The sequence below is a fragment of the Streptomyces sp. NPDC055239 genome (assembly GCF_053606205.1).
The window spans coordinates 625,403-651,171 of sequence record NZ_JBSGRD010000003.1 but is presented as its reverse complement, the minus strand read 5'-3'; the positions used below and the strand labels follow the sequence as shown (position 1 = coordinate 651,171).

At 68.2% G+C, this 25,769-nt stretch carries 20 protein-coding genes and 1 pseudogene; 13 read left to right on the top strand and 8 right to left on the bottom strand.

Annotated elements, in window-relative coordinates:
• The 3 genes from ACWFRJ_RS13710 to ACWFRJ_RS13700 are packed head-to-tail and all read left to right on the top strand — an operon-like array spanning window position 1 to window position 2,224.
• On the top strand, window positions 1-915 hold the full coding sequence (locus tag ACWFRJ_RS13710; protein WP_453528671.1) for an aminoglycoside phosphotransferase family protein: 915 nt from the start codon (window positions 1-3) through the stop codon (window positions 913-915).
• Window positions 916-1,611 (top strand): class I SAM-dependent methyltransferase, encoded by a 696-nt coding sequence (locus ACWFRJ_RS13705; protein WP_453528668.1) that lies wholly within the window; start codon window positions 916-918, stop codon window positions 1,609-1,611.
• A gap of 28 nt (window positions 1,612-1,639) precedes the next feature.
• Window positions 1,640-2,224: an HAD domain-containing protein gene (locus ACWFRJ_RS13700; RefSeq protein ID WP_453528665.1), complete on the top strand. Its 585-nt coding sequence runs from the start codon at window positions 1,640-1,642 to the stop codon at window positions 2,222-2,224.
• 25 nt (window positions 2,225-2,249) lie between these two features.
• Here ACWFRJ_RS13700 and ACWFRJ_RS13695 read toward each other — a convergent pair whose 3' ends face one another.
• The 5 genes from ACWFRJ_RS13695 to ACWFRJ_RS13675 form a co-directional block, all read right to left on the bottom strand.
• Window positions 2,250-3,941, bottom strand: coding sequence for a relaxase/mobilization nuclease domain-containing protein (locus tag ACWFRJ_RS13695; protein ID WP_453528662.1), 1,692 nt, complete (start codon window positions 3,939-3,941; stop codon window positions 2,250-2,252).
• Entirely contained in the window at window positions 3,938-4,603 is a 666-nt protein-coding gene (locus tag ACWFRJ_RS13690; RefSeq protein WP_453528659.1) for a plasmid mobilization relaxosome protein MobC, read from the bottom strand. Before ACWFRJ_RS13690 ends, ACWFRJ_RS13695 begins: the two co-directional genes overlap by 4 nt.
• 117 nt (window positions 4,604-4,720) lie before the next feature.
• Complete coding sequence (locus tag ACWFRJ_RS13685; RefSeq protein WP_453528656.1) at window positions 4,721-5,743, bottom strand: DUF2637 domain-containing protein; 1,023 nt, start codon at window positions 5,741-5,743, stop codon at window positions 4,721-4,723.
• Window positions 5,744-6,154: 411 nt separating this feature from the next.
• Window positions 6,155-6,871 carry an ATP-binding protein gene (locus tag ACWFRJ_RS13680; protein WP_453528653.1) on the bottom strand — a complete coding sequence of 239 codons (717 nt, stop codon included), beginning with the start codon at window positions 6,869-6,871 and terminating at the stop codon, window positions 6,155-6,157.
• On the bottom strand, window positions 6,868-7,752 hold the full coding sequence (locus ACWFRJ_RS13675) for a hypothetical protein (RefSeq protein WP_453529647.1): 885 nt from the start codon (window positions 7,750-7,752) through the stop codon (window positions 6,868-6,870). The genes ACWFRJ_RS13680 and ACWFRJ_RS13675 overlap by 4 nt, the downstream gene beginning before the upstream one ends.
• A 254-nt stretch (window positions 7,753-8,006) precedes the next feature.
• Here ACWFRJ_RS13675 and ACWFRJ_RS13670 point away from each other — a divergent pair, with 254 nt between their 5' ends.
• The 4 genes from ACWFRJ_RS13670 (at window position 8,007) to ACWFRJ_RS13655 (ending at window position 14,985) form a co-directional block, all read left to right on the top strand.
• Entirely contained in the window at window positions 8,007-8,291 is a 285-nt protein-coding gene (locus tag ACWFRJ_RS13670) for a helix-turn-helix domain-containing protein (protein ID WP_453528650.1), read from the top strand.
• 209 nt (window positions 8,292-8,500) lie between these two features.
• Window positions 8,501-8,818 (top strand): helix-turn-helix transcriptional regulator, encoded by a 318-nt coding sequence (locus ACWFRJ_RS13665; RefSeq protein WP_453528647.1) that lies wholly within the window; start codon window positions 8,501-8,503, stop codon window positions 8,816-8,818.
• Window positions 8,819-8,864: 46 nt separating this feature from the next.
• Window positions 8,865-10,115 carry a tyrosine-type recombinase/integrase gene (locus ACWFRJ_RS13660; RefSeq protein WP_453528644.1) on the top strand — a complete coding sequence of 417 codons (1,251 nt, stop codon included), beginning with the start codon at window positions 8,865-8,867 and terminating at the stop codon, window positions 10,113-10,115.
• Between the two features lie 457 nt (window positions 10,116-10,572).
• Window positions 10,573-14,985 carry a hypothetical protein gene (locus ACWFRJ_RS13655; RefSeq protein ID WP_453528641.1) on the top strand — a complete coding sequence of 1,471 codons (4,413 nt, stop codon included), beginning with the start codon at window positions 10,573-10,575 and terminating at the stop codon, window positions 14,983-14,985.
• Between the two features lie 254 nt (window positions 14,986-15,239).
• Here ACWFRJ_RS13655 and ACWFRJ_RS13650 read toward each other — a convergent pair whose 3' ends face one another.
• The gene (locus ACWFRJ_RS13650; RefSeq protein ID WP_453528638.1) at window positions 15,240-16,415 is read right to left on the bottom strand and encodes a magnesium and cobalt transport protein CorA; all 1,176 of its coding nucleotides are present in this window, start codon (window positions 16,413-16,415) and stop codon (window positions 15,240-15,242) included.
• Window positions 16,416-16,585: 170 nt separating this feature from the next.
• On the opposite strand from ACWFRJ_RS13650, the gene ACWFRJ_RS13645 reads away from it, so the two are divergent.
• Complete coding sequence (locus ACWFRJ_RS13645) at window positions 16,586-17,803, top strand: winged helix DNA-binding domain-containing protein (RefSeq protein ID WP_453529644.1); 1,218 nt, start codon at window positions 16,586-16,588, stop codon at window positions 17,801-17,803.
• 15 nt (window positions 17,804-17,818) lie between these two features.
• Here ACWFRJ_RS13645 and ACWFRJ_RS13640 read toward each other — a convergent pair whose 3' ends face one another.
• Window positions 17,819-18,625 carry a response regulator transcription factor gene (locus tag ACWFRJ_RS13640; RefSeq protein WP_453529641.1) on the bottom strand — a complete coding sequence of 269 codons (807 nt, stop codon included), beginning with the start codon at window positions 18,623-18,625 and terminating at the stop codon, window positions 17,819-17,821.
• A 193-nt stretch (window positions 18,626-18,818) separates the two neighbouring features.
• Here ACWFRJ_RS13640 and ACWFRJ_RS13635 point away from each other — a divergent pair, with 193 nt between their 5' ends.
• Window positions 18,819-20,504: an AMP-binding protein gene (locus tag ACWFRJ_RS13635; protein WP_453528635.1), complete on the top strand. Its 1,686-nt coding sequence runs from the start codon at window positions 18,819-18,821 to the stop codon at window positions 20,502-20,504.
• Window positions 20,505-20,812: 308 nt separating this feature from the next.
• On the opposite strand, the gene ACWFRJ_RS13630 is transcribed toward ACWFRJ_RS13635, so the two are convergent.
• Window positions 20,813-22,738, bottom strand: coding sequence for a GmrSD restriction endonuclease domain-containing protein (locus ACWFRJ_RS13630; RefSeq protein ID WP_453528632.1), 1,926 nt, complete (start codon window positions 22,736-22,738; stop codon window positions 20,813-20,815).
• 520 nt (window positions 22,739-23,258) lie between these two features.
• Between ACWFRJ_RS13630 and ACWFRJ_RS13625 the strand changes: the two genes are divergently transcribed.
• The 4 genes and pseudogenes from ACWFRJ_RS13625 (at window position 23,259) to ACWFRJ_RS13610 (ending at window position 25,759) form a co-directional block, all read left to right on the top strand.
• Window positions 23,259-23,990: an HAD family hydrolase gene (locus ACWFRJ_RS13625; RefSeq protein ID WP_453528629.1), complete on the top strand. Its 732-nt coding sequence runs from the start codon at window positions 23,259-23,261 to the stop codon at window positions 23,988-23,990.
• Window positions 23,991-24,272: 282 nt separating this feature from the next.
• Window positions 24,273-24,443, top strand: a pseudogene (locus tag ACWFRJ_RS13620) (alpha/beta fold hydrolase); the annotation flags it as partial.
• 80 nt (window positions 24,444-24,523) lie between these two features.
• Window positions 24,524-25,462 carry an ion transporter gene (locus ACWFRJ_RS13615; protein ID WP_453529639.1) on the top strand — a complete coding sequence of 313 codons (939 nt, stop codon included), beginning with the start codon at window positions 24,524-24,526 and terminating at the stop codon, window positions 25,460-25,462.
• A 33-nt stretch (window positions 25,463-25,495) separates the two neighbouring features.
• Window positions 25,496-25,759, top strand: a complete 264-nt coding sequence (locus ACWFRJ_RS13610; RefSeq protein ID WP_453528626.1) for a GlsB/YeaQ/YmgE family stress response membrane protein — start codon at window positions 25,496-25,498, stop codon at window positions 25,757-25,759.
• Window positions 25,760-25,769: the final 10 nt, after the last annotated feature.

Sequence of the window (25,769 nt, the reverse complement as noted above, 5' to 3'; positions counted from 1 at the left end):
ATGGACGCGTCGCTCAATGCCGATCTCTTGGCCAGTGTGCTGACCGCTGCCGGTCGCCCCTCCGCCGTAGCGCGCGAAGAGGTGCGCGTCTGGTCCATGTCCGGCGTCGAACGCCTGACCTTCTCCGACGGGGCCACCGCCATCTTCAAGTACGCCAAGAAGCCCTTCGACAGCGAAGACCAGGCCCTCCGCCTGGCGCACACCCTCGGCGTCCCGGTCCCGAAGATCCACGCCTCCGCGGTACTGGACGGCTGGCTCGGGATGCTGCTGGAAGACCTCGGCGCCCCCATCCGCGACGCCGACGACCTTGACGGTGCCGCCGCAGCCGTTGTCCTGCACTCCACTCGTAGGGCAGCGTCCCTGCCCATCCTGGATCAAGAGGCCCTGCGCTCCCTGCCCGGCCAGGCACTGGACCACCTCGACCGGCTCCGCAAAGCCGAGCGATGGCAGGACGCGGACGACATTGAGGCGGCACTCGACCGGCTCGTCCAGGCCGCCGAAGCACGCTCGACCGAGGCCACGGTGGCGCCGTTCGGCTGGGTGCATTCCGAGTTCCACCCCACCAGCCTCCACATCGGCCAACGCGGCTGGCGTCTGCTGGACTTCGCCCGTTCCTTCACCGGCCCCGGTCTGCTCGACCTCGCCAGCTGGCACGGCACCCTTGAGGAGCCCGACCCCGTACGCCTGCGCGTATTCCTGGAGACCTACGTCGCCGAGGGCGGCACCCCTGATGCGCTCGCCGAGCGCGGCGGTCTCGCTGCGGAGAAGTGGGCGCTGGGATGGCACCGCATGTGGGCGGTGGAGTGGTTCATGGAGCAGGCCATCCGGTGGATCAACGACCCGGCCACCGACCCCACGTACATCAAGGTCGTACGCCGCCACCTCACAGACGCCCTCCGGCTCCTGGAGGTCTAGATGCCACTCGCTCAGGTATCCCCCTGGCACGCACACGCACTCCAGCGAACCGCCGCGGGCCCCGCCCGAGCACTTGCTGTACCGGCCCGCATGGAATGGACCGTCAGGCCCGGCAGCGGTCCAGGTGCCGAGATCCTCGGGCCCGACCTCCGAGGGAAACGGGTGCTCGAACTCGGCTGCGGCCCCGGCCACAACGTCGCCCACCTCGCCACCCGGCACGGAGCACGCGTCACCGGCCTCGACCTCGTCGGCCTTCAAATCCGCCGAGCCCGCTCCCACTACGGTCGACTCGCCAACCTCACTTTCGTCGCCGGCCACGCCCTGCACTACCTGCAAGCAAGCGACGAACAGTTCGACGCCATCTACTCGGTCTTCGGCGCCATTGGCCTCGTAGCTCCCGAGCTCCTGCTCCCGGCCATCGCCCAGCATCTGAAACCCGGCCGCACTCTGGCCTTCACCGTGCCTCACCCCGAGCGCGGCGGTCGCCACCCGTCACAGGAGGACCGGCCGCGCCGCGACCACGTCATGCTCCCCGACCGCACTCGACTACCCGTCGCGCGCTGGGACTTCGACGCGGGCCGCTGGGAGACACACCTCCGCCGGGCGGGCCTCTGGGTCACCTCGGCCCAGGAGTGCCACGACGCCCGCCTCGGCCGCTGGCCCGCGACCTTGCTGATCACTGCCCGCAAGCTCTGACCTCTGCTCCAGCCCTCTGGAGGAACCGATGCGCACCACGCCCTACCTGCTCCTCGACGTCGACGGCGTCCTCATACCGTTCCCGGCGGACGACGGGTCCACCCCGGCCTCGCATGTCCGACACGACGTCGTCCCTGCCGGCCGACGTGCCGACGACCCCGTCGCTGTCTGGCTCAACCCCGAACACGGCCCCCTACTGATGGACGTGTTTCGAACCGGCCTGGTCAACCTGGTCTGGTGCACCAGCTGGCGCCGAGACGCTGCAACCTTGATCGGCCCACTTCTCGGCCTCCCGCCACTGCCGTACGTCGACCTCCCGCGGCCACAGATCACGACCAGCCACCCCGATGGCTACCTCTGGAAACGCGACTACGTCGACACCTGGCTGGGCGACGCACCCGCCATCTGGATCGACGACGACTTCACCAGCCTTGACCATGACTGGGCTGCCGCGCGCACCGCCCGTGGCGCGGCGACCCTCCTGATCGAGCCGGACCCTCATGCCGGACTGCAGGCCCAGCACCTGGACTTAGCCATCGGGTGGGTGGACCAGTTGCGTCGAATCGTGACAACTGGTCCACCCGATGCTGTACCTGGAGTCGTAGCCGCCTAGCGCCCAAGTGCGGCTCTGCCGGTCGCTAGCGTCGCCGTGTCTGCGGAGGCTGTGCCTGAGTGGCCGGGGCAGCCGGTGTCGGTCGTGTCGGCATGCTCGGACGCTGTGCCGCGCTCCGGGCCTGCGCCGCACGGGCGCGGTCGCTCGGCACCGGCCTGGCGCTGAGGCGTTCGACGCGCCAGGTCAGAACACGCGCGGGGCGGCGAGCATCGTCCAACGCTCGCTGGTCGGCAGCCAGCTGCAGGAGCTCCTTCGGATCGTGTCCTTCCTCCTCTGCGACCGCGAGAACGGCGGCGAGCGCGTCGAAGGCCGGGTCCTCCAGTACCTGTTCCGCATGCTCGGGTACGTACTGCCGGATGAGCAGGATGTGCCGCTCCACGACCCGCTGGGGTGGCCGGCGCTGGGCGCGTGCGGTGAGCGGCGAGGCTGCGGTCTGCTCGTAGGCGGCCTGGAGGTGCAGCAGGGTCTGGTGGGCGGCGACCACTTGCTGGTCGTGCTGGTGGAGCTGGTGCCAGCGAGTGGCGGCCATGACGACGAGGAGCGCTGCGCCCAACAGCATCGCCAGCAGGGCACCGTCCCTTGGTGCGGGCTCGTGGACCATCGCCCGTACCGCGCCGCGCAGGGCACGGGCGTGCTGGTGATCGGCCTGGATGCGGGAGCGGGTGGCGCGTTCGAAGGCTTCCGCTGCCTGACGGAGCTGAGGCTGTACGCCCTGGGGCGCGAGGAGCGGGAGCACGTCGAGGGTTTCACCGAAGGCAGCCAGGTGGGCCTGGGCGGCTCCGTCATCCTCGCGGTCGAGGTGGTGGGGGATGCGTTCGGCGGCGGCGGTTGCTTGGTGCCAGGGGTTGGTCCTGCGTGGGCTCGGCTGCCGTTCGGTGGCGTCGATGCGCTGGCGGATCTTGGGGAGGGACAGGTCGGGGGCGAGTGCTGAGCCGGAGTACCAGATGGGCTCCTGCTTGCCGTTGGTGTCGTCCTGGAGAGCAACGGTGTAGCCGCGTACGTCGCCGGTAGGGAAGTGCTTGACGTCGACGAGGACGCCGTCGGTGTGCTGGAGGAGGCTTATGAACTCCTCGGTGCTGGTGGCGGCGGCCACGGCGGTACGCACGGTGGTGCGCAGTCGTTCGCGGGCGGTGCGTGCTTGGCCGGCGCGCTTGGCCTTCTCCTGCTCGGCGCGGGTGGGCCGCTTGGCGGCGGTGCGATCCCCGCGTACGACCTGGAAAAGGTCGTACTCCTTTTCGATAGCTGCGAGTTCGCGGTCGGCGGTGAGGTAGTCGTTCCAGTGCCGGGCGGTGCGCAGATCGGCGCGGACCTTGGTGGCGGCGATGTGGATGTGGTCGTCGGCGTGGCGGACGGCGACCCAGCGGCAACCGTCCGGGTCGCCGTCAGGGGCGATGCCGGTGGCGGCGACGACGCGGCGGGCGATGTCGGCCCAATCGTCATCGCTGAGGTGGCGGTCGGTTTCGGCGGCGCGGATCGAGCAGTGCCACACGTGCTTCTCGGGCGCCCTGCCGAGCCGCGCGGCCTGTTTGACGTGCAGGTCGAGGTCGGCGACGAGAGCCCTCTTCGTGGCGTCGAAGTCGTCCGCGCGGCCGGGGTCCGGAGCGAAGCCGTCCCAGGAGGCGACCAGATGCGGGTCGGTGTGGCCCTTCTTCTTCGTGTCGTACAGGTAGCGGATGAGGTCGGCGGTGGTCTGGCCGCCGGTGATCTTCGCGATCATCGGGCCGCCTTGTGGCTGACGGCCTGGTTCGCGGCGGCCGCGATGTGGCCCACCGCCTTACCGACCGCGTCTAGGGTCCGGTCGGTCTGGGCGAGGAGAACACTGTCCCCAGGGTGCGGATGGCCGCCGGAGTTGAGCTTCTTGGCGATCTGGTTGACGTTGCGTCCGATGGTGGCGACCTGCTCGCGGAGGGCGTTCAGTTCGTCGATGTAGTCGTCCAGCTGGGTGCGCTGGCCGGGCACGGTGAGATCCCCCTCGACGTGGGCCAGCGTCACGGTGGCGACGTAGTGGGCGCCGCTGAGGTTCAGCGACGTGGCCTTGGCGCGGATGGCGGCCCTCTCTTCAACGCTGTAGCGGGCATCGACGCGCTTCTTGCGCCGGCCGCCTGGGTCGGGCTTGCGACGTTGGGCGACTCGGTGCAGAGCGGCTGCTTCGGCGGCGCGCGGTAGGGGCACGGCAACGGCGACGGGCTCGACGTCAGGGTGTTGCTTCTCCTCCTCGGGCACCCCCTGGTGCCCGAGTGCCTCCGCTACCCCTGGGGCGGAGGCTTCCCTGCTGGACCGGCCCGTGGACGGTCCAGCGGCATACCTTGCTGCGCGTGTGACGGGGGTGGAGGTCGTCTGCTGCTTAGCCGTTAGGGGTTCGTAGTGCGGGTCGTGCATGGGTCGGATCTCCGTGGGGTGATGGTGTTGAGGGCCTCGCTGCGTCTGGCTTCGGTGTCCCGCGCTGCATTCCGAGGGTCGCGGGGTGGACCGCGAGGATGAGGTGAACGTGGGGAATCAGACGTCGTCGCCAGGCGCGTTGGGTTCGCCCTGTTGCTGGGAGGCGGCCTCGTCGAGTCCGTCGAGAGACTCGGCGGCGAAGCCGGAGTACGCGACGGGCTCGGCCCGGCCGGTGCGGCGCTCGGCCTGCAGTTGGTCACGCAGGACGCGGGCTCGCTTCTGGCCGATCCGTAGTTCGTTGCGCAGACGCTCGGCGGTCAGCTGGTCTTCGCTCCAGCCCGCGGTCAGGAGTCGGGCCTCGTCGAGGACTTCGGCGTTGGTGCGGGTGCGGGTGCGGGTGCGGTCGGTGGTCGACCTGGTGGCGGGGAGCCGACCGGTCGCCCGACGCGGGACGGTTCCGGTCGACTCCGCTACAGCAGCCGACCGGGACGGTCGGGTAGCGGAAGCGGGGGCCGACTCGTCGGTCTCGGTCGGCCTCGTCACGGGCGCCTCGGCGACCTTCAGAGGGGTCGACTCAGTCTGCTGCTCGGGGGCAGATTCAACCTGGTCAGATGCCGACCGGGCAGCCTGCTCGTTGGCTTGCCGACCAGCTGACTCGTCAGCTTGCTGGCCAACCGGCTGGGCGGAGGCCGTTTCGGCTGGGTCGGCCGACTCGGGGGTGTGGTGCAGCACCTTCGCCACGAGATCCGATCCGAAGTAGATCGACCCGACCGGGAGCGAGGTCGCCAGCAGGACGAGGGCCCAGTTCGCGGGGTCCCAGTCGGTCAGTCGGCCCTGCTGGATCGATGTGGTGTGCAGGGCTGGAATGAGGCCGTGCACGTAGTTCAGCAGCAGGCTGGCGATCGCGTAGGCCGCCAGGACCCGCAGCGCGAACTTCCGGCCGGGACCGGTCAGCACGAGCGTGGCGATGAGCGCGAGGGCCATCAGCCCGTCGACCACGATCGGATAGAGCAGAGCGGCGGTGGAGTCTGCGCCGATGGCGCTGGCCACGTCGGACAGCGCGTTCCATGAGACGCGGAAGGCCATGAGGACGACGGCCACCAGGCCGATGACAAGGGTGATGTGTCCCTTGCGGTTCACGCCAGGGCCCTCAGCTGGCGTGGGTGCTCGGCGAGCATCGCCAGCATCACCACGTTGGCGAGGGTCTCGTCCTCGGCGGCCGGGGGAGAGCGGGAGCAGGGTGATGCCGGCGCGGACGCTGCGGCTTCCGTGTACGGCTGCCCGGGCGCTCGGGGTAGGGGAGTGCAAGGCGAAGGGCTCCAGGGGGAAGCGTGACTTGCGGGGTGGGAGTGAGGGGGCACGGAGGGGCGTACACGCGGGCGTGATCGCTCCACGCGGGCCGGTCAGGGCTCAGCCGACGGCGGTCAGGCGGCGGGAGGAGGCGCAGAAGCGGGTCTGCTGCCCGCCCTCGGCCCTCCGGTGACGCAGCCGACCTGGTGGCCAGGTTGCTGTCGACGAGGCGGCTCAGGCGGCGCCGGGAGCAAGGGCCTGTTAACACCCGTGCGTACCGGTGCTTATGCCGCGCCTGCGGTCGGGGCCGTCGAGGATGACGCGGCGGGTCATCTCGGCGAGGCGGGAGGCGACGCGGTCGCCTACGGCGGTCCGCAGGTCGGCGATGGGGACGTTGGTGGTGATGAGGGTGGGCAGCTCGTGGACGTACCGGTGGTCGATGAGCCGGTAGGCCAGCTCCTCGGTCCACTCCGATGCCTTGGCGGCGCCGAGGTCGTCGAGCAGCAGCAGCGGGCTGCGGGCCAGTTCCTGGAAGCGGCGTTCGCCGTCGTGGCCCTGGCGTGGCCGCAGGGTGGCGTGCAGTTCGGCGGTGGTGATGGCCTCCCAGCGCAGCCGGACTCCGGCGCCGAGCAGTGAGCGGATGGCGCCGTACGCCTGATAGGTCTTGCCGGTGCCGGTCGGCCCCGCGATCAGCAGCGAGGGCCCGTAGGCGATGCCCGGTGCGCCGCCCGGCCCCGGTCGTCCGGCAGCCGCGATCTCCTCGACCCAGGGCGATACGTCGGGGTGGTCGGCCAGGGCGTCGCGGTAGCGGCGCGGGATGCGGGCGGCGGCCAGCTCCAGAGCGGTCACAGGTTCCGGCGATGGCGTGGCGTCGACCACGGCGGTGAGGTCGATGTCGCGGGAGGCCAGGATCGCCTCCAGCTTGGCCACGGCGCCGCCCAGTTGGCGTGGCTCGCGGGCAGATGTCTTCGTGCTCACAGCTCACCCCCGTACGCGGACTGTGCGTCGATCGGGTTGGTCCACGGCCGGTGCCCTGCGGACGTGGCGCTCGCCGTGGGCGGGTTCATGGCCTCGTTGACCAGGCTCGGCAGCACGCTGGGGTGCAGGCCCTTGGAACGCAGCCGCTCAAGCCCGGCGCGCACGTGCGCCGCGTCGATGCCATCGGCGAGCAACTGGGCGGTCTGTTTGCCGAGATGCCCCAGGAAGCTGCTGGGAGGCCGATTGGGGCAGGCGGCGGCGTACTCGCCTATGAGGGTCTTGGCCGAGACGGTCTCGGGTGCGTGGGCGCTTGCGTCCCCCAACGGAGTAGATCCTAGATCCCTGTTCCTAGGTCCTAGATCCGGACCGTGAGTGCTCACCGCTTGCTTCCGCGTTCGTGGTGAGGGCTCAAGGAACCCGTTCTGACCTGCGCCTTGGTGGCTCACGGAGCCTTCCTTACCTCCTCCGAGAGCCTGCGCGGAGGGCTCGGTGAGGGCTCCGCGCGTAGGCGGTGCGGACTCACGCGTCAGGCCGAGATCGTGGTGCGGGCAATCGGGATGTCGGACGCCGCTGGGCCGGTTGACCTTCTGGTGCCGGGCGAAGGTGACGACGTGCAGGTACCGCTTCCCGTCCACGCCCTCGTACCGGCAGATCAGGCCGGCGGTGTCGAGCTGGTTGAGGTCGTCCTCGACGCCCATGGGCCCGTGCTCGGGGCGCAGGGACCACAGCAGGCCGGCTATGACGGCGGCCTGGTCGCGATACCGGCCGTGGTCGTCGGCCTGGGTGAGCAGGCCGAAGAAGGTCCGCTCGGCGGAGAGGGTGACGGCTGCCAAGGATTCGGACGCGAACGCCTCGGGCTTGATGGTGCGGATTCGGGCGATGTCGTTCGACCACCTTCGTCGTAAATCGGGTCAGGGAATTCGAAAGCGGGGGAGGGTTGTGCTGGGGCGTGGACAACACAGCCACACCCAGGGCGCGAAAGTCCAGAGTTGGTTCACAAACTCTGTACTACTTCCGTGCGGGGCCAATACCGTAGCCCCGGAACCCCGGTTGCCGAAATCTGTCGATCGGCGCATCGCTCACGGCAGACGAATAGCGCTTCCGTAAAGGGGCGAGAGGAAGCTACAACACAACCATGCCCCCACATCCTCTTCAAATAGGATCCGCGGGACAGGCCGCCGCCCGCGCCCTCGTGCGCACCCGCACCGCCCGTGGCTACTCCCAGCGTCAGCTCGCCACTCGCGTCACCGCTCAGGGCCGGCGCATGACCTTCACCGCGCTCTCTCGCATCGAACGCAGGGTCCGACGCTGCGACATCGACGATCTCGTCGCCATCGCCGTCGCCCTCGGTGTCTCCCCCTGCGCGCTCCTCGGCGGTCCCGCCGAGCCCCTGGAGTCGGTCAGCGCGGGCGCAACATAGCCGACGATCGCCGGTTACCCAAACCGGCGATTCTCCGCATCATTGAACCTCCCAGCGAGACCACCGTCTCCAAGTTCTCCGTGAATCCTTGCGCAGCAGGATCTCCGGCGAGTGGAAACAGAGGGCCTCCGGGAAAACCTGTGGCGACGCACAGTTGCAGTCGCCGCGACAAGCCATTCCTCATCCTGTCCCCTATTGAAGGATCCCTCTTGCCTGAAGTCGCCTCGCATTCCTCCGTCCATTCGTCCGCCCTCTCGGATTCCTCCGCCGTCGACCGCGCATTTCTTGGCGTGCGGGAAGCGGCTGCCTACCTCGGCCTTTCGCCTCGCACGCTCTACGTCTGGCGGCACCGCCGGCAGGGGCCGCCGAGTTTCCGGCTGGGCGCCCGTGGGCGTGTGACGTACCGGCTCGATGCGCTCGATGCCTGGATACGCGAGCAGGAGCAGGCCGACTCGCGCTCAAATCCGGCCCTGGATCCCGTGAGCGCGGCCCCGCAGCGCCGCGCCGACTACTCGGCCACGGCCTGACGTCCCAGCGTCAACGGCACTCCCACCCCCGATCCTGAGGACGTACTTGGCCGGCTACATCGAAGACCGTTGGATCAACAAGAAGAAGGACCCCACCAGCGGCAAGCGGGAGCGCACCGCTCGGTACGGGAAGGGCTCGCGGTACCGCGGCGCCGGAATCCCCGGCGTCCGGAACATGTCGTTCGACATGCTGGAGGACGCCAAGGCGTGGCTGCGCAGGGCCGGGACCGACAGCGAGCGCGGCGAGTTCGTCGACCCGCGTGACGGCTCCATCACGCTGGCCGACTACGTCACCCGCTTCTGGAAGGACGGCGTGAGGGGCGCACCGGCCACGATCAAGCGCGTCGACGAGCGCGTACGTCTCCACATCCTTCCGCACCTCGGCACGGTGGGCCTGAGGGACGTCTCCGCGACCGTCCTGCGCAGCTACATCGCCACGCTCGAAGGCGAGTGCGCGCCGCGCTACGCCCGCCAGATCCTGACCACCCTCTCGAACATCTTCGAGACGGCCATCGACGACAAGCGCCTCGTACGCAACCCGATGCGCGCCAAGTCGGTGCGCTGGCCCAAGGTGCCGGAGGACCAGCGGGAGGCATGGCCGCTGGAGACCGCGCAGCGCATGCGGGACGCGATCAAAGCGCGCTACCGCATCGCGGTCGTGGTCGCCCTTGGTTGCGGGCTGCGGCAGGGGGAGGTCTTCGGCCTCTCACCGGAGGACGTCGACTCCCAGCGCGGGATCATCCGCGTGCGCAGACAGGTCCAACTGCTCAACGGTCGCTTGTACTTCACCCTGCCCAAGGGCGGGAAGACGCGCATCGTGGACATGCCCGGCTCCGTCGCTGCCGAGCTGGCCGCGCACTTCCTGCAGCACCCGGCCGTGGAGGTCGAGTTGCCGTGGGGCGGCCCGGAGCCGGAGCGGGAGAAGCAGACGTTCCCGCTCGTCCTGACGACGACGTACGGGAACGCGCTGCGGGCCAACATCTTCAACGACGAGGTCTGGAAGCCCGCCCTCGCCGCAGCCGGGGTCATCCCCATGCGGGAGAAGGGCAAACGCTGGCAGGCGTCCCGCAAGGACGGCTTCCACGTGCTCCGGCACACCTTCGCCTCGATGATCCTCGAAGCGGGCGAGTCCGTCGTCACCCTGGCCCGCTGGCTCGGCCACTCCAGCCCGACCATCACCCTCGACCACTACGCCCACTTCATGCCGGAGGCCGGCGGGAAGGGGCGGGCGGCCGTCGACGCACTGCTTGGTCCGGGACGACCCGTGTACGTCCCTGAAGACTCTGCTGCTGCCTGAACGGCGGGTGGCACAGTGCGTGATGTGCCACCCGTTTGTGCTGTGCGGCTCCGGCCGCAGGTGGGTGGCCGAAGGGGGCCGTCGTAGTTGACGTTGCTGAGCGGGGAGCTGAGCGGGACCTTGGGCGCCGGGACGTGGGCGACGCCCGGACAGACACGATGTATGCGGTGTCGAGCAGCGTTGGTGCATGGGACTGGGCATTGATGCGGGTGCTTGCCTGGACGGCATTCGGCGCCTGCCAGAGGTGGTTTGGCGGTGGGAGCCAGGACGGCCGAGGGTTCCACTTCAAGCGCGGTGATGTCATTGCAGCCTGCCGCCAACCAGTTGCCGTATGCCAGTTGAGCAGCGACATGATGTACCGAGCCACGTAGGAGAATAGACGGACGCAGATAGGTTTGCTCGGTGGACTCCCTGAGGGCTGGGAGTCCGCTGCCGTGCCCTGGAGAAGTGATGCGCAATGGGACTGTCGGGCGGAACAGCGGACAAGGCTGGCAACCGGTACGAGGACTGGTGGACGGCGCTGAGAGTGGCGGAACTTCTGCGTGGGGAAGCGTCCCGGATTCGCCTTGAGCCTCCCGGGCAGGCTGGCGAGGGCATCGAGTTTGAGCTCGAGGCCAATGACAGCACCTGGTGCGATCAGGTGAAGGACGTGCCTTCCAGAGGACCGTGGAATCTGCGTGCGGTGGGGAGGATCCTCAAGGCTGTCGCCGGCCATCTTGCGGACGGCAAGAAGGTGCGCCTCGTTCTCTCGACTGGATCGCCCGAACTGCACGGACTCGCCGAGCGCGCCAGGGCCGCTGTCACGCTCGCAGAGTTCGAGGAGATCCTCACCCAAGCTCAGGAGCCTCACTTCGCAACAGTGCTCGGGTGCTGGGCTGTGAACGGCAAGCCCGTTGCTCGGGAAGTTGCCTGGCGGTATTTGCAGGCCGTGTACGTGGAGCAGTATTCGCCGGAGAACCTGCGACGGCTGGTCCACCTCACCTATGAGCATTTGTTCGTAGGTGCGCCCGAAGCCATCGTCAGACAGCTGAGTGGATACCTGGACAGCCGCCTGCACCAGTGGCTCACGGGTTCGGAGATCCGTAGTCACCTGCTGTCTCTGGACGGAGTCCGGCCCCGTTTGCTGGCGGGAGACAGCAACACCCTGACCGCCTTGGCAAACACTGCCGACAGGTTCTTGCGACGTGTGCACCGCAGCAGGCCCGCTTTCGGACTGGCTGCGCGCCCCCATGCTGAGCAGCTGTACGACCGGCTGGTGGCAGACGGTGGTCCGCAGATCATGCTGTGCGAGGGGCAGGCCGGCTCGGGTAAGTCGACAGTCGCTGCGGATGTACTGGTGCGCCTTACAGGGCAGGGATGGCCGGTCGCTGCCGTCCGCATGGACGGTGCGGACCAGACGGTGCAGACCGCAAGTGGCCTCGGTGCCAGAATGAATCTGCCGGACTCGCCGGGGATTCTGCTGCCCGGAGTCGCGAGCGGAGGGCCAGGGCTCCTCCTTATCGATCAACTGGATGCCGTGAGCCTCTACAGCGGTCGGATGTCGGACGCTTTCGAGGCTGTAGAGGACCTTCTCGAGCAACTATCCGTCACGCCGAACGTCAAAGTGCTCCTGGTGGCTCGCACCGTCGACATCGACCAAGACAGCAGGCTCACACGGCTGGCTGCCGACACTGCCCGAGTGTCGAGATTTCCCGTTGGGAAACTGGCCGAGGAGGCGGTGCGGACCGTCCTCGCTGCTGGTGGGAATGATCCTGAGCGTCTGGGCCCCGTGACGCTGGAGCTGCTGCGTACCCCCTTGCACCTTGCCGTCTTCGGCAGCCTCTCACCTGCAGCTCGAGCAGTGCCCTACCGGACGCTGCAGCAGCTCTACGACCGGTACACCAAGGACCTGCGAGAGCGCATTGAGCTGCAGCTCGGAAGTCTCGACTGGAAGGGGATCACGGGAACCCTGTGTGCCTTCATGAGTGAGCGTGAGAGCCTGCAGGCACCCTGCGCCCTCCTTGACGGGTTCGCCAGCAAGGAGGTCCGGGCCTTGGAGTCACACGGTCTCCTGGTGGGCGACGAAGAGGCCACCGGATTTTTCCACGAGACCTACTTCGACTATCTCTTCGCCCGGTCTTTCCTAACCACCGGAAAGGACGTCCACGACTTCCTGGCGGATTCCGGACAGCACCTGTTCAGGAGAGCCCAGACCCGTCAGATCCTCGAGCACCTCGCCGGGACAGACCGTGACCGGTTCCGTAGCACCACAGTGCGGCTGCTCGACTCCACCAGGATCCGCTCCCACCTGCACGATGTGATCACGGCCGTCCTCGGGCAGCTTGACGCCACTCTTGCGGACTGGCACGCCGTTGAACCCATCGCCTGGGGTCCGACTCCGGCAGCCACTAAGGTACGTCGCCTGCTGGCGCGGCCCGCCTGGTTCGATGCCGCCGACCACGACGGCAGGTGGGAACGCTGGCTGGGCGCCTCCGCGACCGTCGATGCCGCGTTTGCCGAACTGCTAGTTGCGGCACGGGACAGGCCGCAGAGAGCCGCAGAACTGGTACGTCCTCACATCGGCACCACGCCCCAGTGGCGTCAGCGCCTGCTGGCGCTGACGGAGTGGGCACTCACTCCTGGGCTCGTGGACTTGGCTGTCGAATTGATCCATAGCGGTCACGTCGATGAGGTTCGTAGCCGCATCGCAGTCAACAGTGACTTCTGGTCCCTGCTCTACACCCTCGCCGAAACGGATCCCGCTCCATCAGCCCGACTCGTCGGCGCCTACCTCGATCGGCAACTGAACCGAGCACACGACGACGGCCTCGACGATCCGTTCGCCGGTCCGTACCTGTCGAATCATTCGCAGACCGCCTCCACCGTTCTGTCCAAGATCGCCGGCGGCGCACCCAAGGCGTACGTGGACCACGTCCTGCCGTTCGTCATTGGCATCGCCGAATCCGGCAGTGTCCCTGACGGGCAGCCGGACAGAGCTTGGGGATATCGCCGCTTGGGCGGCAGCAGCGTCGATGCTGAGCTGCTCTCCGCCCTCGACACCGCATTGCGCGCATTGCCTGCCGCCGACCCGGCCTCGGCCGTCAGCATCCTTCGGATGCTGAGCGACTCCACGACGGAGATCTCACGCTTCCTCACCTGCCGCCTTCTCACCGCCTATGGCGCAGCTGACGAGGCGATCACTTGGTTGTGTGGCAACGAACGGAACCTCAGCCTGGGCTGGGTGGACAGCCCCCGTTGGGCATCCCGTGAACTCATCGAGGCCGCCACACCCCACTGCAGCGCCGGCGCACTCGACCGTCTGACAGCCATGCTGCTTGCCCACTACCCCCCACGGGAGCTCCGGAGGGAGAAGGGCCAGCCCAACCGGTGGGGTTTGGCCCAGTACGAGCTACTGTCAGCGGTCTGCTCTCCGCGCCACAGTGACAAGGTTCGACGGAGGCTCGCTGAGCTGGAACGGAAGTTCCCCGGATTCAGCCCATCCCCGCCTTCCGAGATCCTCACCGAATGGGTCGCCTCTCCGATCAGCGACCACGCAGCGCAGCACATGACGGATGACCAATGGCACCGGGCCCTCGACAAATACGCTTGCCCCCAGCCCGATCGATTCTGGCCGCCCCAGGGCGGTGTACACGAGCTTGCCGGCACACTCGGCTCACGCGCACAACAGGAGCCTGCCCGCTTCGCTGCTTTCGGTCTCACTCTCGGCCCCGACGAGCCCGGAGCGTATCTGTGCGCGATCGTGGACGCAGTCGCAACCCACCTGGACACTGACCAATGGGAGCGGCTGGTCCTCCATGCTCACCGGAACCTCGGCCAAGAAGCTGCCTTCACGCTCTGCCGAGCCTTGCAGTCGGCCCCGGACCACTACACGCCTGCCCTGCTTCCCATGCTCGCGACCTACACGACGGCCGCCCAACCCGAGGGGGAGACCTGCGAGCTAGACGACGAAGGCACACGCACTGATCTGCTGACGGCTGGCCTCAATTCCACCCGTGGCCAAGCCGCCCTCACCTACGCAGCCCTCCTCTTCCACGATGCTCAGCACCTGTCCGCGCTCAGACCGCTCATCCTCCGGCTGGCGACCGACCCCGTAATCGCCGTCCGTGTCTGCGCCGCCGAGGCCGTACGCGCCCTGATGAACCACGATCCGCAAGCTGCCCTGGAGACAGCCAGCCAGCTGATGACACATCAGGACCTCAACGTCCACAACGCACAGACCACCCAGCGGTTGCTCATCCACGCTTTGGCCCGCGACCCCGCCCGATTCGCTCCCCACCTCGCCCAGGCGCTCAACGGTCCTCGACAGGCCGCGGAACTCGCAGGTCAGACTTGGGCCGTGGCGGCCCTCCAAGGCAACCTCACGGCGGACCTGCCCGTCACCGCACAGCAACTGAACACCATCGCCCGGCGTGGTGCTGCCGCAGTCCTCGCCCGCAACCCCGAGCACTACCCGCGTCTGCTGCCCCTGTTCAACGACTCCGACGAAGATGTCCGCAACAACGCCTCCGTCGTAATGAGGCACGCTTTCGATTTGCTTCCCTCCCAAACCGAGGAGCTCGTGCAGACCTTCCTCACCAGCCAGGCGTTCCCAGACAACCTCGGGCAGCTTGCCTTCGCGCTCCACGATCCGACCGGCCCATTGCCGCAGACGGCGTTGGACGCTTGCGAGCACATCATCTGGCAGGCGGGCAGCAGCCTGTCCGACATCCGGACCAGCCACGCAGCTCACGGGCATTACGTGGTCACAGCAGTCCTGCGCCTGTACCGACAGAGCCCACCCAGTATGCGTACCCGCTGTCTAGACATCATTGACAGCCTTTCCCGAGCTGACGCTCCAGGTCTCAACACGGCTTTGGAAGGCGAACGCTAATTCCTTCCCGCGGACTCGGTAACTCCAGGCTGGCTGCACCTGTTGACCGAGTTCAGGAGAAACACTGCCTGCGAACCACGGTTCGTACGGCAGAGCAGAAGGAGCATGGCCGTGCAGTAGACGCCGAGCGCGGACGCAGCGCGACGACCGCTCCGCAGTGCGGCGCATTCTCCCCAGATTCTCCCCAGGCCGCCGAAACAGACCCCAAGAGCATTTCGCTACTGCGAACTTCAATGGCCTGAGTGGCTTGCACTCTACAGCCAGTCCCGCCGCTTGAAGATGAAGTACAGACTCACGCACACCGCCGCCATCAGCAGGATCGCGAACGGATACCCGGCCGCCCACTTGAGCTCGGGCATCGTCTCGAAGTTCATGCCGTAAATCGTTCCCACCAGCGTGGGAGCGAACAGAATCGCCGCCCAAGAGGAGATCTTCTTGATCTCCTCGTTCTGCTCGAACCCCGCCTCCGCCAGCGCCCGCATCTCCGCGTTCTGCTGCTGTGTGACGAGCGTGGAGTTGACCGTGAGGATGTCGGCGAGGGCCTGGCGGAAGCCGTCTACGCGTTCGCTGGTGTGCGTGACGTGGTCGGCCACGTCACGCAGGTAACGCTGGAGTTCCTCGTCGGTGCGGTACTTCGCGAAGCCCGCCATCAGGGAGTGCAGCATGGCCACGAGGGGGCGGGTCGCGCGCTGGAACTCGACCATCTCGCGGGAGAGTTCGTAGATGCGGCGCGATACCGCCGGGTCGCCGCCGAAGACCTCGGTCTCGATCTCGTCGATGTCGTTCTGGACGCCGGCCACGACAGGGGCGTATCCGTCGACCACCGCGTCCAGGATCGCGTAGAGGACCGCCTCCGGGCCGAGCTTGAGCAGCTCCGGGCTCTCCTCCATGCGGCGGCGTACGGCGGTCAGGTCCGGGGCGGCGCCGTGGCGCACCGTGATGACGAAGTCGGGTCCCACGAACACGTGCAGCTCCCCGAAGTCGACCTCCTCCTGGGCATCCAGGTAGCGGGCCGCGCGCAGGACGACGAAGAGGGTCTCCCCGTAGCGTTCGAGCTTCGGCCTCTGGTGGGCCTCCATCGCGTCCTCCACGGCGAGCTCGTGCAGGTCGAACTCGGCGGCCAGCGAAAGGAGTTCGGCCTCCGTGGGGCGCGCCAGGCCGATCCATGCCATGCCGTCCTGCTGCTCGCGCAGCTCCCGGAAGGTGTCGGCCAGGGAGGAAGGCGTCGCGACGCGGACCCCGTCCCGGTAGAGCGCGGCCTGTACGACGCTCACGGCGTCCGCCGGGGTGGGGGAGGAGGACGCGGGCGGGGCGGCGTCGGGGTTTCCGGAGTTCCCGTTTCCCGAGGCCGAAGCGGTCCTGGCCGGGTCCGTGCGCCGCCAGCCGTGCCTCTTTGCGCCCGGTACGGGCCGGATCCGGCGCTCCGCCATGCTGGCTGCCTCCGAGGTCGAACGTGTGTCTTGGTTAGCTCCGAAGCAGGATATACGTCCCAAAAGTCGCGAGCGTGTCGACATCTCGGTGCGCTTGCGGACCGTGGATGTCCGCAAGCCTCGCTAGCGTGCGAAGCATGACGAAGACGCCGGGGACGACGGGCACGCAGATGAGTACGCCGGGCACGCCGGGCACGCCGAGGGCGGCGGGTGGCCAGAAGCTCACCGCCCCCGTACTCGGCACCCGCGCCCTCAACCGCGCCACCCTCGACCGTCAACTCCTCCTGCGCCGCTCGGCCGGCCTCTCCGTCGAGGCCGCCGTCACCCACCTCCTCGGCCTCCAGGCGCAGAACGTGAAGCCGCCCTACTTCGCGCTCGCCGCCCGGCTCGAAGGGTTCGACCCGGAGGATCTGTCCGGGCTGCTGGCCGCGCGCGACCTCGTACGCATCGTCAGCATGCGCTCCACCATCCACCTGCACACCGCCGACGACGCCCTCACCCTGCGCCCGCTGGTGCAGGGCGCGCGCGACCGTGAACTGCACGCCTTCCGCAAGGGTCTTGTCGGCGTCGATCTGGAGGAGCTCGCCTCGCTCGCCCGCGCCGCCGTCGAGGAGGAGCCCAGGACCATGAAACAGCTGCGGGAGGTCCTGCTGCCCCGCTGGCCCGACGCCGACCCCCAGTCACTCGCCGTCGCCGCACGCTGCTCGCTGCCGCTGGTCCAGGTCACCCCGCGTGGTCTGTGGCGCCGCAGCGGACAGGTCGTGCTCACCACCGCCGAGCACTGGCTCGGCCGCCCGAGCGAGCCGGTGCCCGCGCCCGACGCCACCGTTCTGCGCTACCTCGCCGCCTTCGGGCCCGCGTCCGTCAAGGACATGCAGACCTGGGCGGGCCTGACGCGGCTGCGGGAGGTCTTCGAGCGACTGCGGCCCCAGCTGCGTACGTTCCGTGACGAGAACAGCGGCGTCGAACTCTTCGACCTCCCCGACGCGTCCCGCCCCGACGCGGACACCCCGGCTCCGGCACGTCTCCTTCCGGAGTACGACAACCTCCTGCTTTCGCACGCCGACCGCAGCCGGGTCGTGCCGCCCGAGTACAAGGGCCGTACCTGGAAAGGGAACTTCTCCTACAGCGTCTTCCTGGTCGACGGCTTCCTCGCGGGTGTGTGGCGGGTCGAGGAGGGCGGGGGAGAAGCCAAGGGGGGCAAAGGTGGCAAGGAAGTAAGGGGTGGCAAGGACTCCGTCGTCCTCACCTTCGAGCCGTTCGGCGCCCTGACCAAGGCGCAGCGCCACGAACTGACCGACGAGGCCGAGCGGCTGTTGCGCGGCCCGATGAGCCCGGCCGCCACCACCACGTACGACATCCGCTTCGGCACGGTCATCGAGCGCTGAACGGCGTGGGAGGCGTTACGGCAGCAGCCCCGCCCTCCGCGCCGCCACCACCGCCTCCAGCCTCGTATGCGCCCCCAACTTCCGCATCGCCGCCCGCAGATACCCCTTCACCGTCTCCGGGCGCAGCCCGAGCCGCTCCGCCGCCACCGCGTTCGTCACGCCCCCGGCCACGCACGCGAGTACGTCCACCTCGCGCGGGGCGAGGGACACCGCACGCTCCCGTCCCGGCGGCAGCGTGCCCGCCGAGGCCAACCGGCCGCACACCGCCAGGATCTCCGCCCGCAGCGCCGGATCGACGATCCGCGGTGCCAGCTCCCGCAGCGCGCCGTGCGCCTCGCGGACCTGCTCCCAGGCGGGCCCGGCCCCCGCCTGCGGCTCCCGCGCCGCCACCAGGAGCGCCCGCACCTCGTCACGTACGACAAGGGCCTGCTCCACGTCCCGCGCCGCCGCCACCGCGGCCGAGAGCGTCTTGTCGCCCAGAGGCTGGGCCGAGCGCAGGGCCCCGTAGAGCACGCCTCGCACCCGTCGCCGTACCACCACCGGCACCGCGAGCACCGAGCGCAGGCCCTCCGCGGCCACGGCGGAGTCGTACTCATGGCTGATGTGTCGCGAGACGTGGTAATCCGTGACCGCGCAGGGGCGCGAGAGCGCGACCGCCTTGCCGCCCAGACCGTTCCCTGACGACACCGCGAGCCCGGAAAGCGCACGCGTGCCGGTGCCCGTCAGCTCGCCGATCCTCACGTGCCGCTGCCCTTCGACGAGGCCCCCGAAGGCCACCGGAAGACCCGTGCCGCGACGCAGCCGCAGCAGCGCGGCCCGCATCTCGACCGCCTCGCCTCCGTCAGCCGTCACGTGTCAGTCCTTCCACTTCGGGATATTCCCTTCGGGACACCCCCGTACGGGGGTGGTGATACCCGCATCACGAATTACACGATGTTACGTAGCGTCCGGCAATGACCCCGGCGAAGAGCCCGGCAGAGGCGCCGGGCACCGGACCGGCGACGAGGAGAGCGCAATGACGACGACGGGCACCAGTGGCACGGACCAGTTCCGGACGGCTCGGGACTTCCTGCTGCGGCATCGTGAGGACTACGCCGCAGCCTACGAGGGGTTCGCCTGGCCGCGGCCCGAGCGGTTCAACTGGGCGCTCGACTGGTTCGACGTCATCGCCCGCGGCAACGACAGGACCGCGCTGCACATCGTCGAGGAGGACGGGCCCACCACCCGCTTCTCCTTCGCACATCTGTCCACCCGCTCCGACCAGGTCGCCAACTGGCTCCGTGCCCAGGGGGTGCGCGCCGGTGACCGCGTCGTCGTGATGCTCGGCAACCAGGTCGAGCTGTGGGAGATCGCCCTCGCCGCGATGAAGCTGCGCGCGGTCGTCATCCCGTCGACCCCGCTTCTCGGCCCCGTCGACCTGCGCGACCGGATCCGGCGCGGGCGCGCACGCCATGTGGTCGTACGCCCCGAGGACACGGCGAAGTTCGACGCCGTACCCGGCGACTACACCCGCATCGTGGTGGGCGGGAGCCAGTCCGGCTGGATCTCGTACGAGGCTGCCGCCGACGCCTCTGATGCCTTCGAGCCGGACGGCGTCACCCGCGCGGACGACGCCCTGATGCTCTACTTCACCTCGGGCACGACGGCCCGCCCGAAGCTGGTCGAGCACACTCATGTGTCCTATCCGGTGGGCCACTTGGCGACGATGTACTGGATCGGCCTCAAGCCCGGCGACGTCCACCTGAACATCTCCTCTCCGGGCTGGGCCAAGCACGCGTGGTCCAACCTCTTCGCCCCGTGGAACGCGGAGGCGACCGTCTTCATCCACAACTACACGCGCTTCGACGCGAGTCGGTTGATGGCCGAGATGGACCGGGCCGGGGTGACGTCGTTCTGCGCGCCGCCGACGGTGTGGCGCATGCTCATCCAGGCCGATCTGACCCAGCTGCGGACACCTCCGCGCGAGGTCGTCGCGGCGGGGGAGCCGCTGAACCCTGAGGTCATCGACCAGGTGCGGCGCGACTGGGGCGTCACCATCAGGGACGGCTTCGGGCAGACCGAGACCGCCGTGCAGGTCGCCAACTCGCCGGGCCAGAAGCTGAAGGTGGGCTCGATGGGACGGCCCACGCCGGGCTTCGCCGTCGAACTCCTCGACCCGGTGACCGGAGAGCCGGGAGCGCAGGAGGGCGAGATCTCCCTCGACCTCGCGGCGAACCCGGTCGGCCTGATGGTCGGCTACCACGGCGACCCGGAGCGCACAGCCGAGGCCATGGCCGGCGGCTACTACCGCACCGGCGACATCGGCTCCCGCGACGCCGACGGGTACCTCACCTACGTGGGTCGGAGCGACGACGTCTTCAAGGCCTCCGACTACAAGATCTCGCCCTTCGAGCTGGAGAGCGTGCTCCTTGAACACGAGGCGGTGGTGGAGGCTGCGGTCGTGCCCGCGCCGGACGCGCTGCGGCTCGCCGTCCCCAAGGCGTACGTCGTGCTGGCGAAGGGCTGGGAGCCGGGCGAGGAGACGTCGGAGGCGATCTTCGAGTACACCCGGTCGGTGCTGGCCCCCTACAAGCGCATCCGACGCATCGAGTTCACGGAGGAACTCCCCAAGACCATCTCCGGCAAGATCCGGCGGGTCGATCTGCGGGAGCGGACGGCGGAGGGGGTGGGGGACGAGTGGACGGAGCGGGGTAAGGGCTGAGCTTTGGCTGGAGCGGAGTGCCTGAACTCCGATGCCGTCTTCGGGGTGAGATCCAGCCGACGTGTGTGCGTGCGCGTGTTCCCGGCTGACCGTGGATGACGGACCCGGGAGTGTGCGGCTCGCCGGTGTCCGGCCGACGCATACCCCGGCGGTGCTGATCACGCGTGGGTAGTTGGCCGGGCAGCTGACAAAGATCATCAACCTCCAGCGGATCTGCGCTGACGGATGCGCCCACGCCTGGCACCAGTTGACGGCAAGGGGCCTCACAAGCGCGGGCAACGTAGCCGGAGCCCCGCACCGGCACTCCGTTAGCGAATGCTCTGCAGCAGGTTGCCCGTCGCGGTGACCGTCCAGAACGACCATCCGTTGCGGTTCGGATTGACCTGCGGGTTGCGCGCCCTCACCACCGCCACTGCCGCCCCACTGGGTGATTCGTGCTCGCCTCGGCCGGGGCCCGAGGGGATCGTCACGCTGCGAGAGGAGGGGTCATAGTAGGCCTGGGTACGTTGGCCTTCGTAGGACGCGTGGATCTCGATGCCTTGTTCCGTGCGGAGTTTCTGAATCTCCGCTCCGACGAGCGTGGGAGCAGCCTGGTCCTCTGCGATCACCGCCTCGTCAGCGGGCAGTTCATCGGTTTCCCGACGGGTGACCTGCCCGGCATAGGCGGGAAGCCCCAGCAGTTCGTTGAGGGTGTTGGCAAGCAAGCATCTGCGTGCCGCCAGGAAGTCGGGGAAACGGTCGAGGGTTCGCAGCTCCGTGTCCTCGGGGATCCACTGTTCAGCCAGCCGCTCACCGGCGATGCCCGTCATGTAGGAGTCAGGCAGCCTGGACGAGATCATCTTGTTCGTCTGGCCGGCGATGAACGCCAGGTTGGCAAGGCTGTTCCACTCTTCCTTCGCGTAGATCGTCTGGACCTGGGCGCGCGGGAAGACATGGTGGAATTCGATCTTTGCTCCGGTGCTCAGCGGCTGGTCGGTGATGGCGATGTTGGTCGCCCAGTCTCGCACTCTTGCCTGTAGGGCGGCGATGTAGAGCAGCCTGAAGAACGGATGCGTGGAGTACTTCTGCTCCATGTCCCTGGGGTGAAGCGGGCTGTCTGCGGAGCGGGGGCCGGAGGCCCGGCGGATCAGTTCCACGAACAGTTCCTCGCCGCCACGCTCGCGGATCAACCGGGCTTCCGCATCCAGCTTGCCTTCGACCTGTAGCGAGTAGTGGCTGAACGCCATCGCCGTGTAAACCCATCGGCGCAGCAATTGAGCCTCACCCGGGCGCAAATGACCGGATCGTCCGTGCAGCAAGAGGGCGGGCACGATGGCGAGGTTCGGTGACGAGAGGATATCGGAGCGGGGAATCGAGCACTCCGACCGCAAGAAGTCGATGGCGAGACGAAGAGCTGCCTCGGTGGCCTGCCAGGCGTCCTTCAGCGCGGCTTCGTCCACCTCCCCGCCGATCAGCTTGATGTGATGCGCTCCGGTTCCCGCAAGAAGGCTCATGAGGCGCAGAACAGCCTCCCTGTTCAGCGCGAAGTTGCTGTCCTCCAGTTCCTGGTGAAAGGCGTCCATGGTTTCCAGGCCGTCGGACCATCGTGCTGCGATGGCGCTATACACGAGATCACCCTTGGACAGCCGCCGTCCGCCCTTGTTCAGTCGAGCGAAGAGCTCAGCCACCTCCTCGTAGTCATCGGACTCATAGGTGATGACGGCGATCTGGTGGCTCCGGATGTTGTTCACCTTTTGCAACCGCTGCGTCCACGCGGCGAAACTGGGGTCTTCGAGGGATAGTCCGGCGTCGCGAAGGACTTGGTAGAACTGCACGTTCTCCTGCAACAGCAGCGAGACGGGAAAGAGCAGCGGGTCCTTGCGCTGGATCGCGCTGGGATTGACGAACTCCTCGGTCCGTACGTCGAAACGCAGGTCGATGAGGCGTCCGTCGGCTTTCGAATCTGGTCGATACACCCATGCCAGGGAGGTCAGACGCTGCTGGCCGTCCAACAGATAGAGAGGCTGATGCTGCGACTCGGCGGTCTGGACCACGGCGGCGGTCTTGAAGGGGACCGTCAAATTGGTCTTCCACAGCAGCAGGGCGCCCACTGGATACCCTCGGTAGAGGGAGTCGAAGAGGTCACGAACATCGGGACGCATCCACACGAAGTCACGCTGGATGGAAGGGACGACGACCCGGCCGGCCAGTAGGTCCTCCACCTGACAGATGATCTTTTCGTTCGCCAGACCCATAGTTCCCCCGAATCGCGTGCGTCTGCAGGGCATCATATCGATCGCCAGTGACGCACCATCAGGAGATCGGGAAGGGCTTCCAGGCCGGGTCCCTGAGCAGCTTGTCAAGACCAATTGGCGCACGGCAGAGGGCGGAACATGCGTCGGCGCCTCACCCCACCGGTGAGGCACCGCCACGCGCTCGGCCCCTGGCTCAGCCCCGATCTCCTCATGCCGACTTCTTCTTGTCGAACCAGATGGTGCACAGCTTCGGCACCAAGCGCATGATCGGCACCGTCGTGCAGATACCCGGGGCGCTCCGTCCGATGGTGCTTCCATCGCGACTTCGAGCCTGTGCCGCAGGCGTTCGCACAGCGCGGCCGCAGCTTCCTTCTGCGGCCGTCAGACCAGCGGCTTCAACGCGCAAAGGCGCTCGAACCCTGGCGGCCGAACTCGATGCCGACCCCGCCCCCGTACGCTCAAGATCTCAGGGACGCGATCGCGGCCACGACCCGGACGGAAAGCGGAGAGGTGACGTGAGATGAGCGAACAGGTCCTCGTGCTGTGGGACATCGACCGGACCCTGCTGTACGTCGGGAACATCGACCGACAGGTCTACCGCGAGACCTTCAAGCAGGTGACGGGGCGAGAGGCCGTCAACCTCCCCGAGCGCGGAACCGGTATGACGATGCCGCTCGCCATCCGTGGCCTGCTCCTGGCCAACGGCGTCGCCGAAGACGACGTCGCCACGTACCTCCCGCGCATGGTCACGCTTCTGCCGGACAGCCTGCGCCGCCGCACCGACGCTCTGCGTGGTGAAGGCACCCTCATGCCGGGCGCCGTCGCTGCACTCGACGCCGTGCACCGTGATCCGCGATTCCTGCCCACCGTCGTCACGGGCAATCTCAAGGCCAGCGCCCGGGTGAAGCTCGATGCATTCGACCTCACCCAGTACGTCGCCCCCGACATCGGCGGTTACTCATCGGACGATGCCCACCGGCCTGCCCTGGTTGCCGTTGCCCAGAGACGTGCGGAGGCGGTGACCGGTCAGCGTTTCGACCGCGGCAGCACCGTGATCATCGGGGACTCGCTCGAAGACGTACGCACGGGACGGGAAGGTGGCGCACCCGTGATCGCGGTGGCCTCCGGCACGACCACCGCCCGCGCCTTGGAGGATGCTGGGGCCGACCTCGTCCTTCCCGACCTGACGGACGTCCCCCGGCTCGTCGACGCCATCGATTCGCTCACCGGTACTACCGGCAGGGTCGATTAGGAAGCTGACGCGGGCAGGCCACGAGTTGTCGCTGGACTCCGGGGCGCGGGGGGCCGGAGAGGCGGATGCTGACGTGCTTGCCGCCGGTGGTCTCGTCGGTGGGGGAGAGTAGAAGTTGGGCGGCCGTGTGGAGAAAGCGCTGGGCACGGGGGTCGACGACAGCGGTCCCTCGCTTGTGGAGTCCGGCCTCGAGCGTGTCAGCGATGGGGTTCACGCTCGACCGTGAGCTGTGACGGCGTTCCGGTCGTCCAACACCTCACGGGATCGCGGAGCAGCGTGTACCTCATCGCCCACGACGACGACCAGGTCGTACCGATCGACGCGACCGGCCGCAAGGCCGCGGAACTCATCGCCGAAGCGGAGCTGAAGGTCTACGAGGGCGGCTCGCACGGCATCGCGCTCGTGCCGGGCGACAAGGAGACCTTCAACGCGGATCTTCTGGACTTCCTCCGGAGGCGGACGGTTCCGGTACCGGGCGTCGGTCCCCCGGCTCCCGTACCGGACTGGCCGCACATCTGCGCCTGTAAGATCCAATCCCCGTGAGCAGTAACGCGATTCACTTACCCGAGCGACCCCGACAGGCCCTGGCCGCACGCTGTCGAACCCTCATAGAGGCACGCTGGTTCGCCGTCACGGTATTCACCTTGATCCTGGCCAACGCCACCGTGCTGGGCGTCGAGACGTACGCGGGTGTCACAGACCGCTGGGACGACCAGCTGAAACTGGTCGAGCACGGGTTCCTGGCGGTCTTCACGCTGGAGATGCTGCTCCGCATCGCCGCCCACGCCGACCGTCCCAAGGAGTTCTTCCGGGACCCGTGGAACCTCTTCGACCTGGCCGTGGTCCTGTGCGCGTTCCTGCCCGTCGTCCGTGAGAACGCCACCGTGCTCAGGCTGCTCCGGCTGGCGCGCGTGCTGCGCGCCGCCCGCTTCCTGCCCCAACTGCGCATCGTCCTCGTGGCGGTGGGCCGCAGCCTGCCCGGCACGGTGAGCTTCCTGTTCGTCGGCGGACTGCTTCTGTACGTGTACGCGATGGTGGGCTGGGTCTTCTTCGCCGATGAAAACCCCGAACACTTCGGCTCGATCGGCCGCGCGATCCTGACACTGTTCCTGCTCATGACGCTCGACGGTCTCGGCGACGCGGTCCGCGCGGGCCTGGAGATCTCCCGCTGGAGCATCGTCTACTACGCCTCGTACGTCCTCCTCGCCTCCTTCGTCCTCGTCAATGTCCTCATCGGCGTCGTCATCACGTCCCTCGACGAGGCCCGCACCATGGAGCAGGAGGAGACCGAGGAGACTGAGGAGAGCGACGAGGCCGCGCCCACCGCCGCCGAGAGCGACTTGCGGACCCGCATCGTGACGGCGCGCAGAGCCCTCGACGACCTGGAAGAGAGCCTCCGGAGCTTCCCCGCGCCCCGCGCACCGGAAGGGGAGAGGACTGTCCGGTCAGGGCATGGGAACCTGAACCTGTGACGTGAAGGCTCTGTCGAAGAGAGGCGAGCGGGCATGGAGATCTCGGGCATCATCAGCGCCGTCGTGATCGGCATCGTCATCGGTGTACTCGGCCGCCTTGTCCTTCCGGGCCGCCAGCGCATCGGCGTGCTGTGGACGATCCTGGTCGGCATCGTGGCGGCGTTCGTCGGCACGGCCGTCGCGGTCGCGTTCGGCGTCGCCGACACCAAGGGCATCGACTGGATCGAGCTTGCCATCCAGATCGGTCTGGCCGCGCTGGGGGTCACCGGTCTGGAGCGGGTCAAGGCCCGCCGCTGACCGGCGCCCG

What these genes read in the sequence shown, in the direction of transcription:
- ACWFRJ_RS13710 (WP_453528671.1), top strand. Translation starts at nt 1, where the DNA reads ATGGACGCGTCGCTCAATGCCGATCTCTTGGCCAGTGTGCTGACCGCT.
- ACWFRJ_RS13705 (WP_453528668.1), top strand. Translation starts at nt 916, where the DNA reads ATGCCACTCGCTCAGGTATCCCCCTGGCACGCACACGCACTCCAGCGA.
- ACWFRJ_RS13700 (WP_453528665.1), top strand. Translation starts at nt 1,640, where the DNA reads ATGCGCACCACGCCCTACCTGCTCCTCGACGTCGACGGCGTCCTCATA.
- ACWFRJ_RS13695 (WP_453528662.1), bottom strand. Translation starts at nt 3,941, where the DNA reads ATGATCGCGAAGATCACCGGCGGCCAGACCACCGCCGACCTCATCCGC.
- ACWFRJ_RS13690 (WP_453528659.1), bottom strand. Translation starts at nt 4,603, where the DNA reads ATGCACGACCCGCACTACGAACCCCTAACGGCTAAGCAGCAGACGACC.
- ACWFRJ_RS13670 (WP_453528650.1), top strand. Translation starts at nt 8,007, where the DNA reads ATGCCCCCACATCCTCTTCAAATAGGATCCGCGGGACAGGCCGCCGCC.
- ACWFRJ_RS13655 (WP_453528641.1), top strand. Translation starts at nt 10,573, where the DNA reads ATGGGACTGTCGGGCGGAACAGCGGACAAGGCTGGCAACCGGTACGAG.
- ACWFRJ_RS13650 (WP_453528638.1), bottom strand. Translation starts at nt 16,415, where the DNA reads ATGGCGGAGCGCCGGATCCGGCCCGTACCGGGCGCAAAGAGGCACGGC.
- ACWFRJ_RS13645 (WP_453529644.1), top strand. Translation starts at nt 16,586, where the DNA reads ATGAGTACGCCGGGCACGCCGGGCACGCCGAGGGCGGCGGGTGGCCAG.
- ACWFRJ_RS13640 (WP_453529641.1), bottom strand. Translation starts at nt 18,625, where the DNA reads ATGCGGGCCGCGCTGCTGCGGCTGCGTCGCGGCACGGGTCTTCCGGTG.
- ACWFRJ_RS13635 (WP_453528635.1), top strand. Translation starts at nt 18,819, where the DNA reads ATGACGACGACGGGCACCAGTGGCACGGACCAGTTCCGGACGGCTCGG.
- ACWFRJ_RS13630 (WP_453528632.1), bottom strand. Translation starts at nt 22,738, where the DNA reads ATGGGTCTGGCGAACGAAAAGATCATCTGTCAGGTGGAGGACCTACTG.
- ACWFRJ_RS13625 (WP_453528629.1), top strand. Translation starts at nt 23,259, where the DNA reads ATGAGCGAACAGGTCCTCGTGCTGTGGGACATCGACCGGACCCTGCTG.
- ACWFRJ_RS13610 (WP_453528626.1), top strand. Translation starts at nt 25,496, where the DNA reads ATGGAGATCTCGGGCATCATCAGCGCCGTCGTGATCGGCATCGTCATC.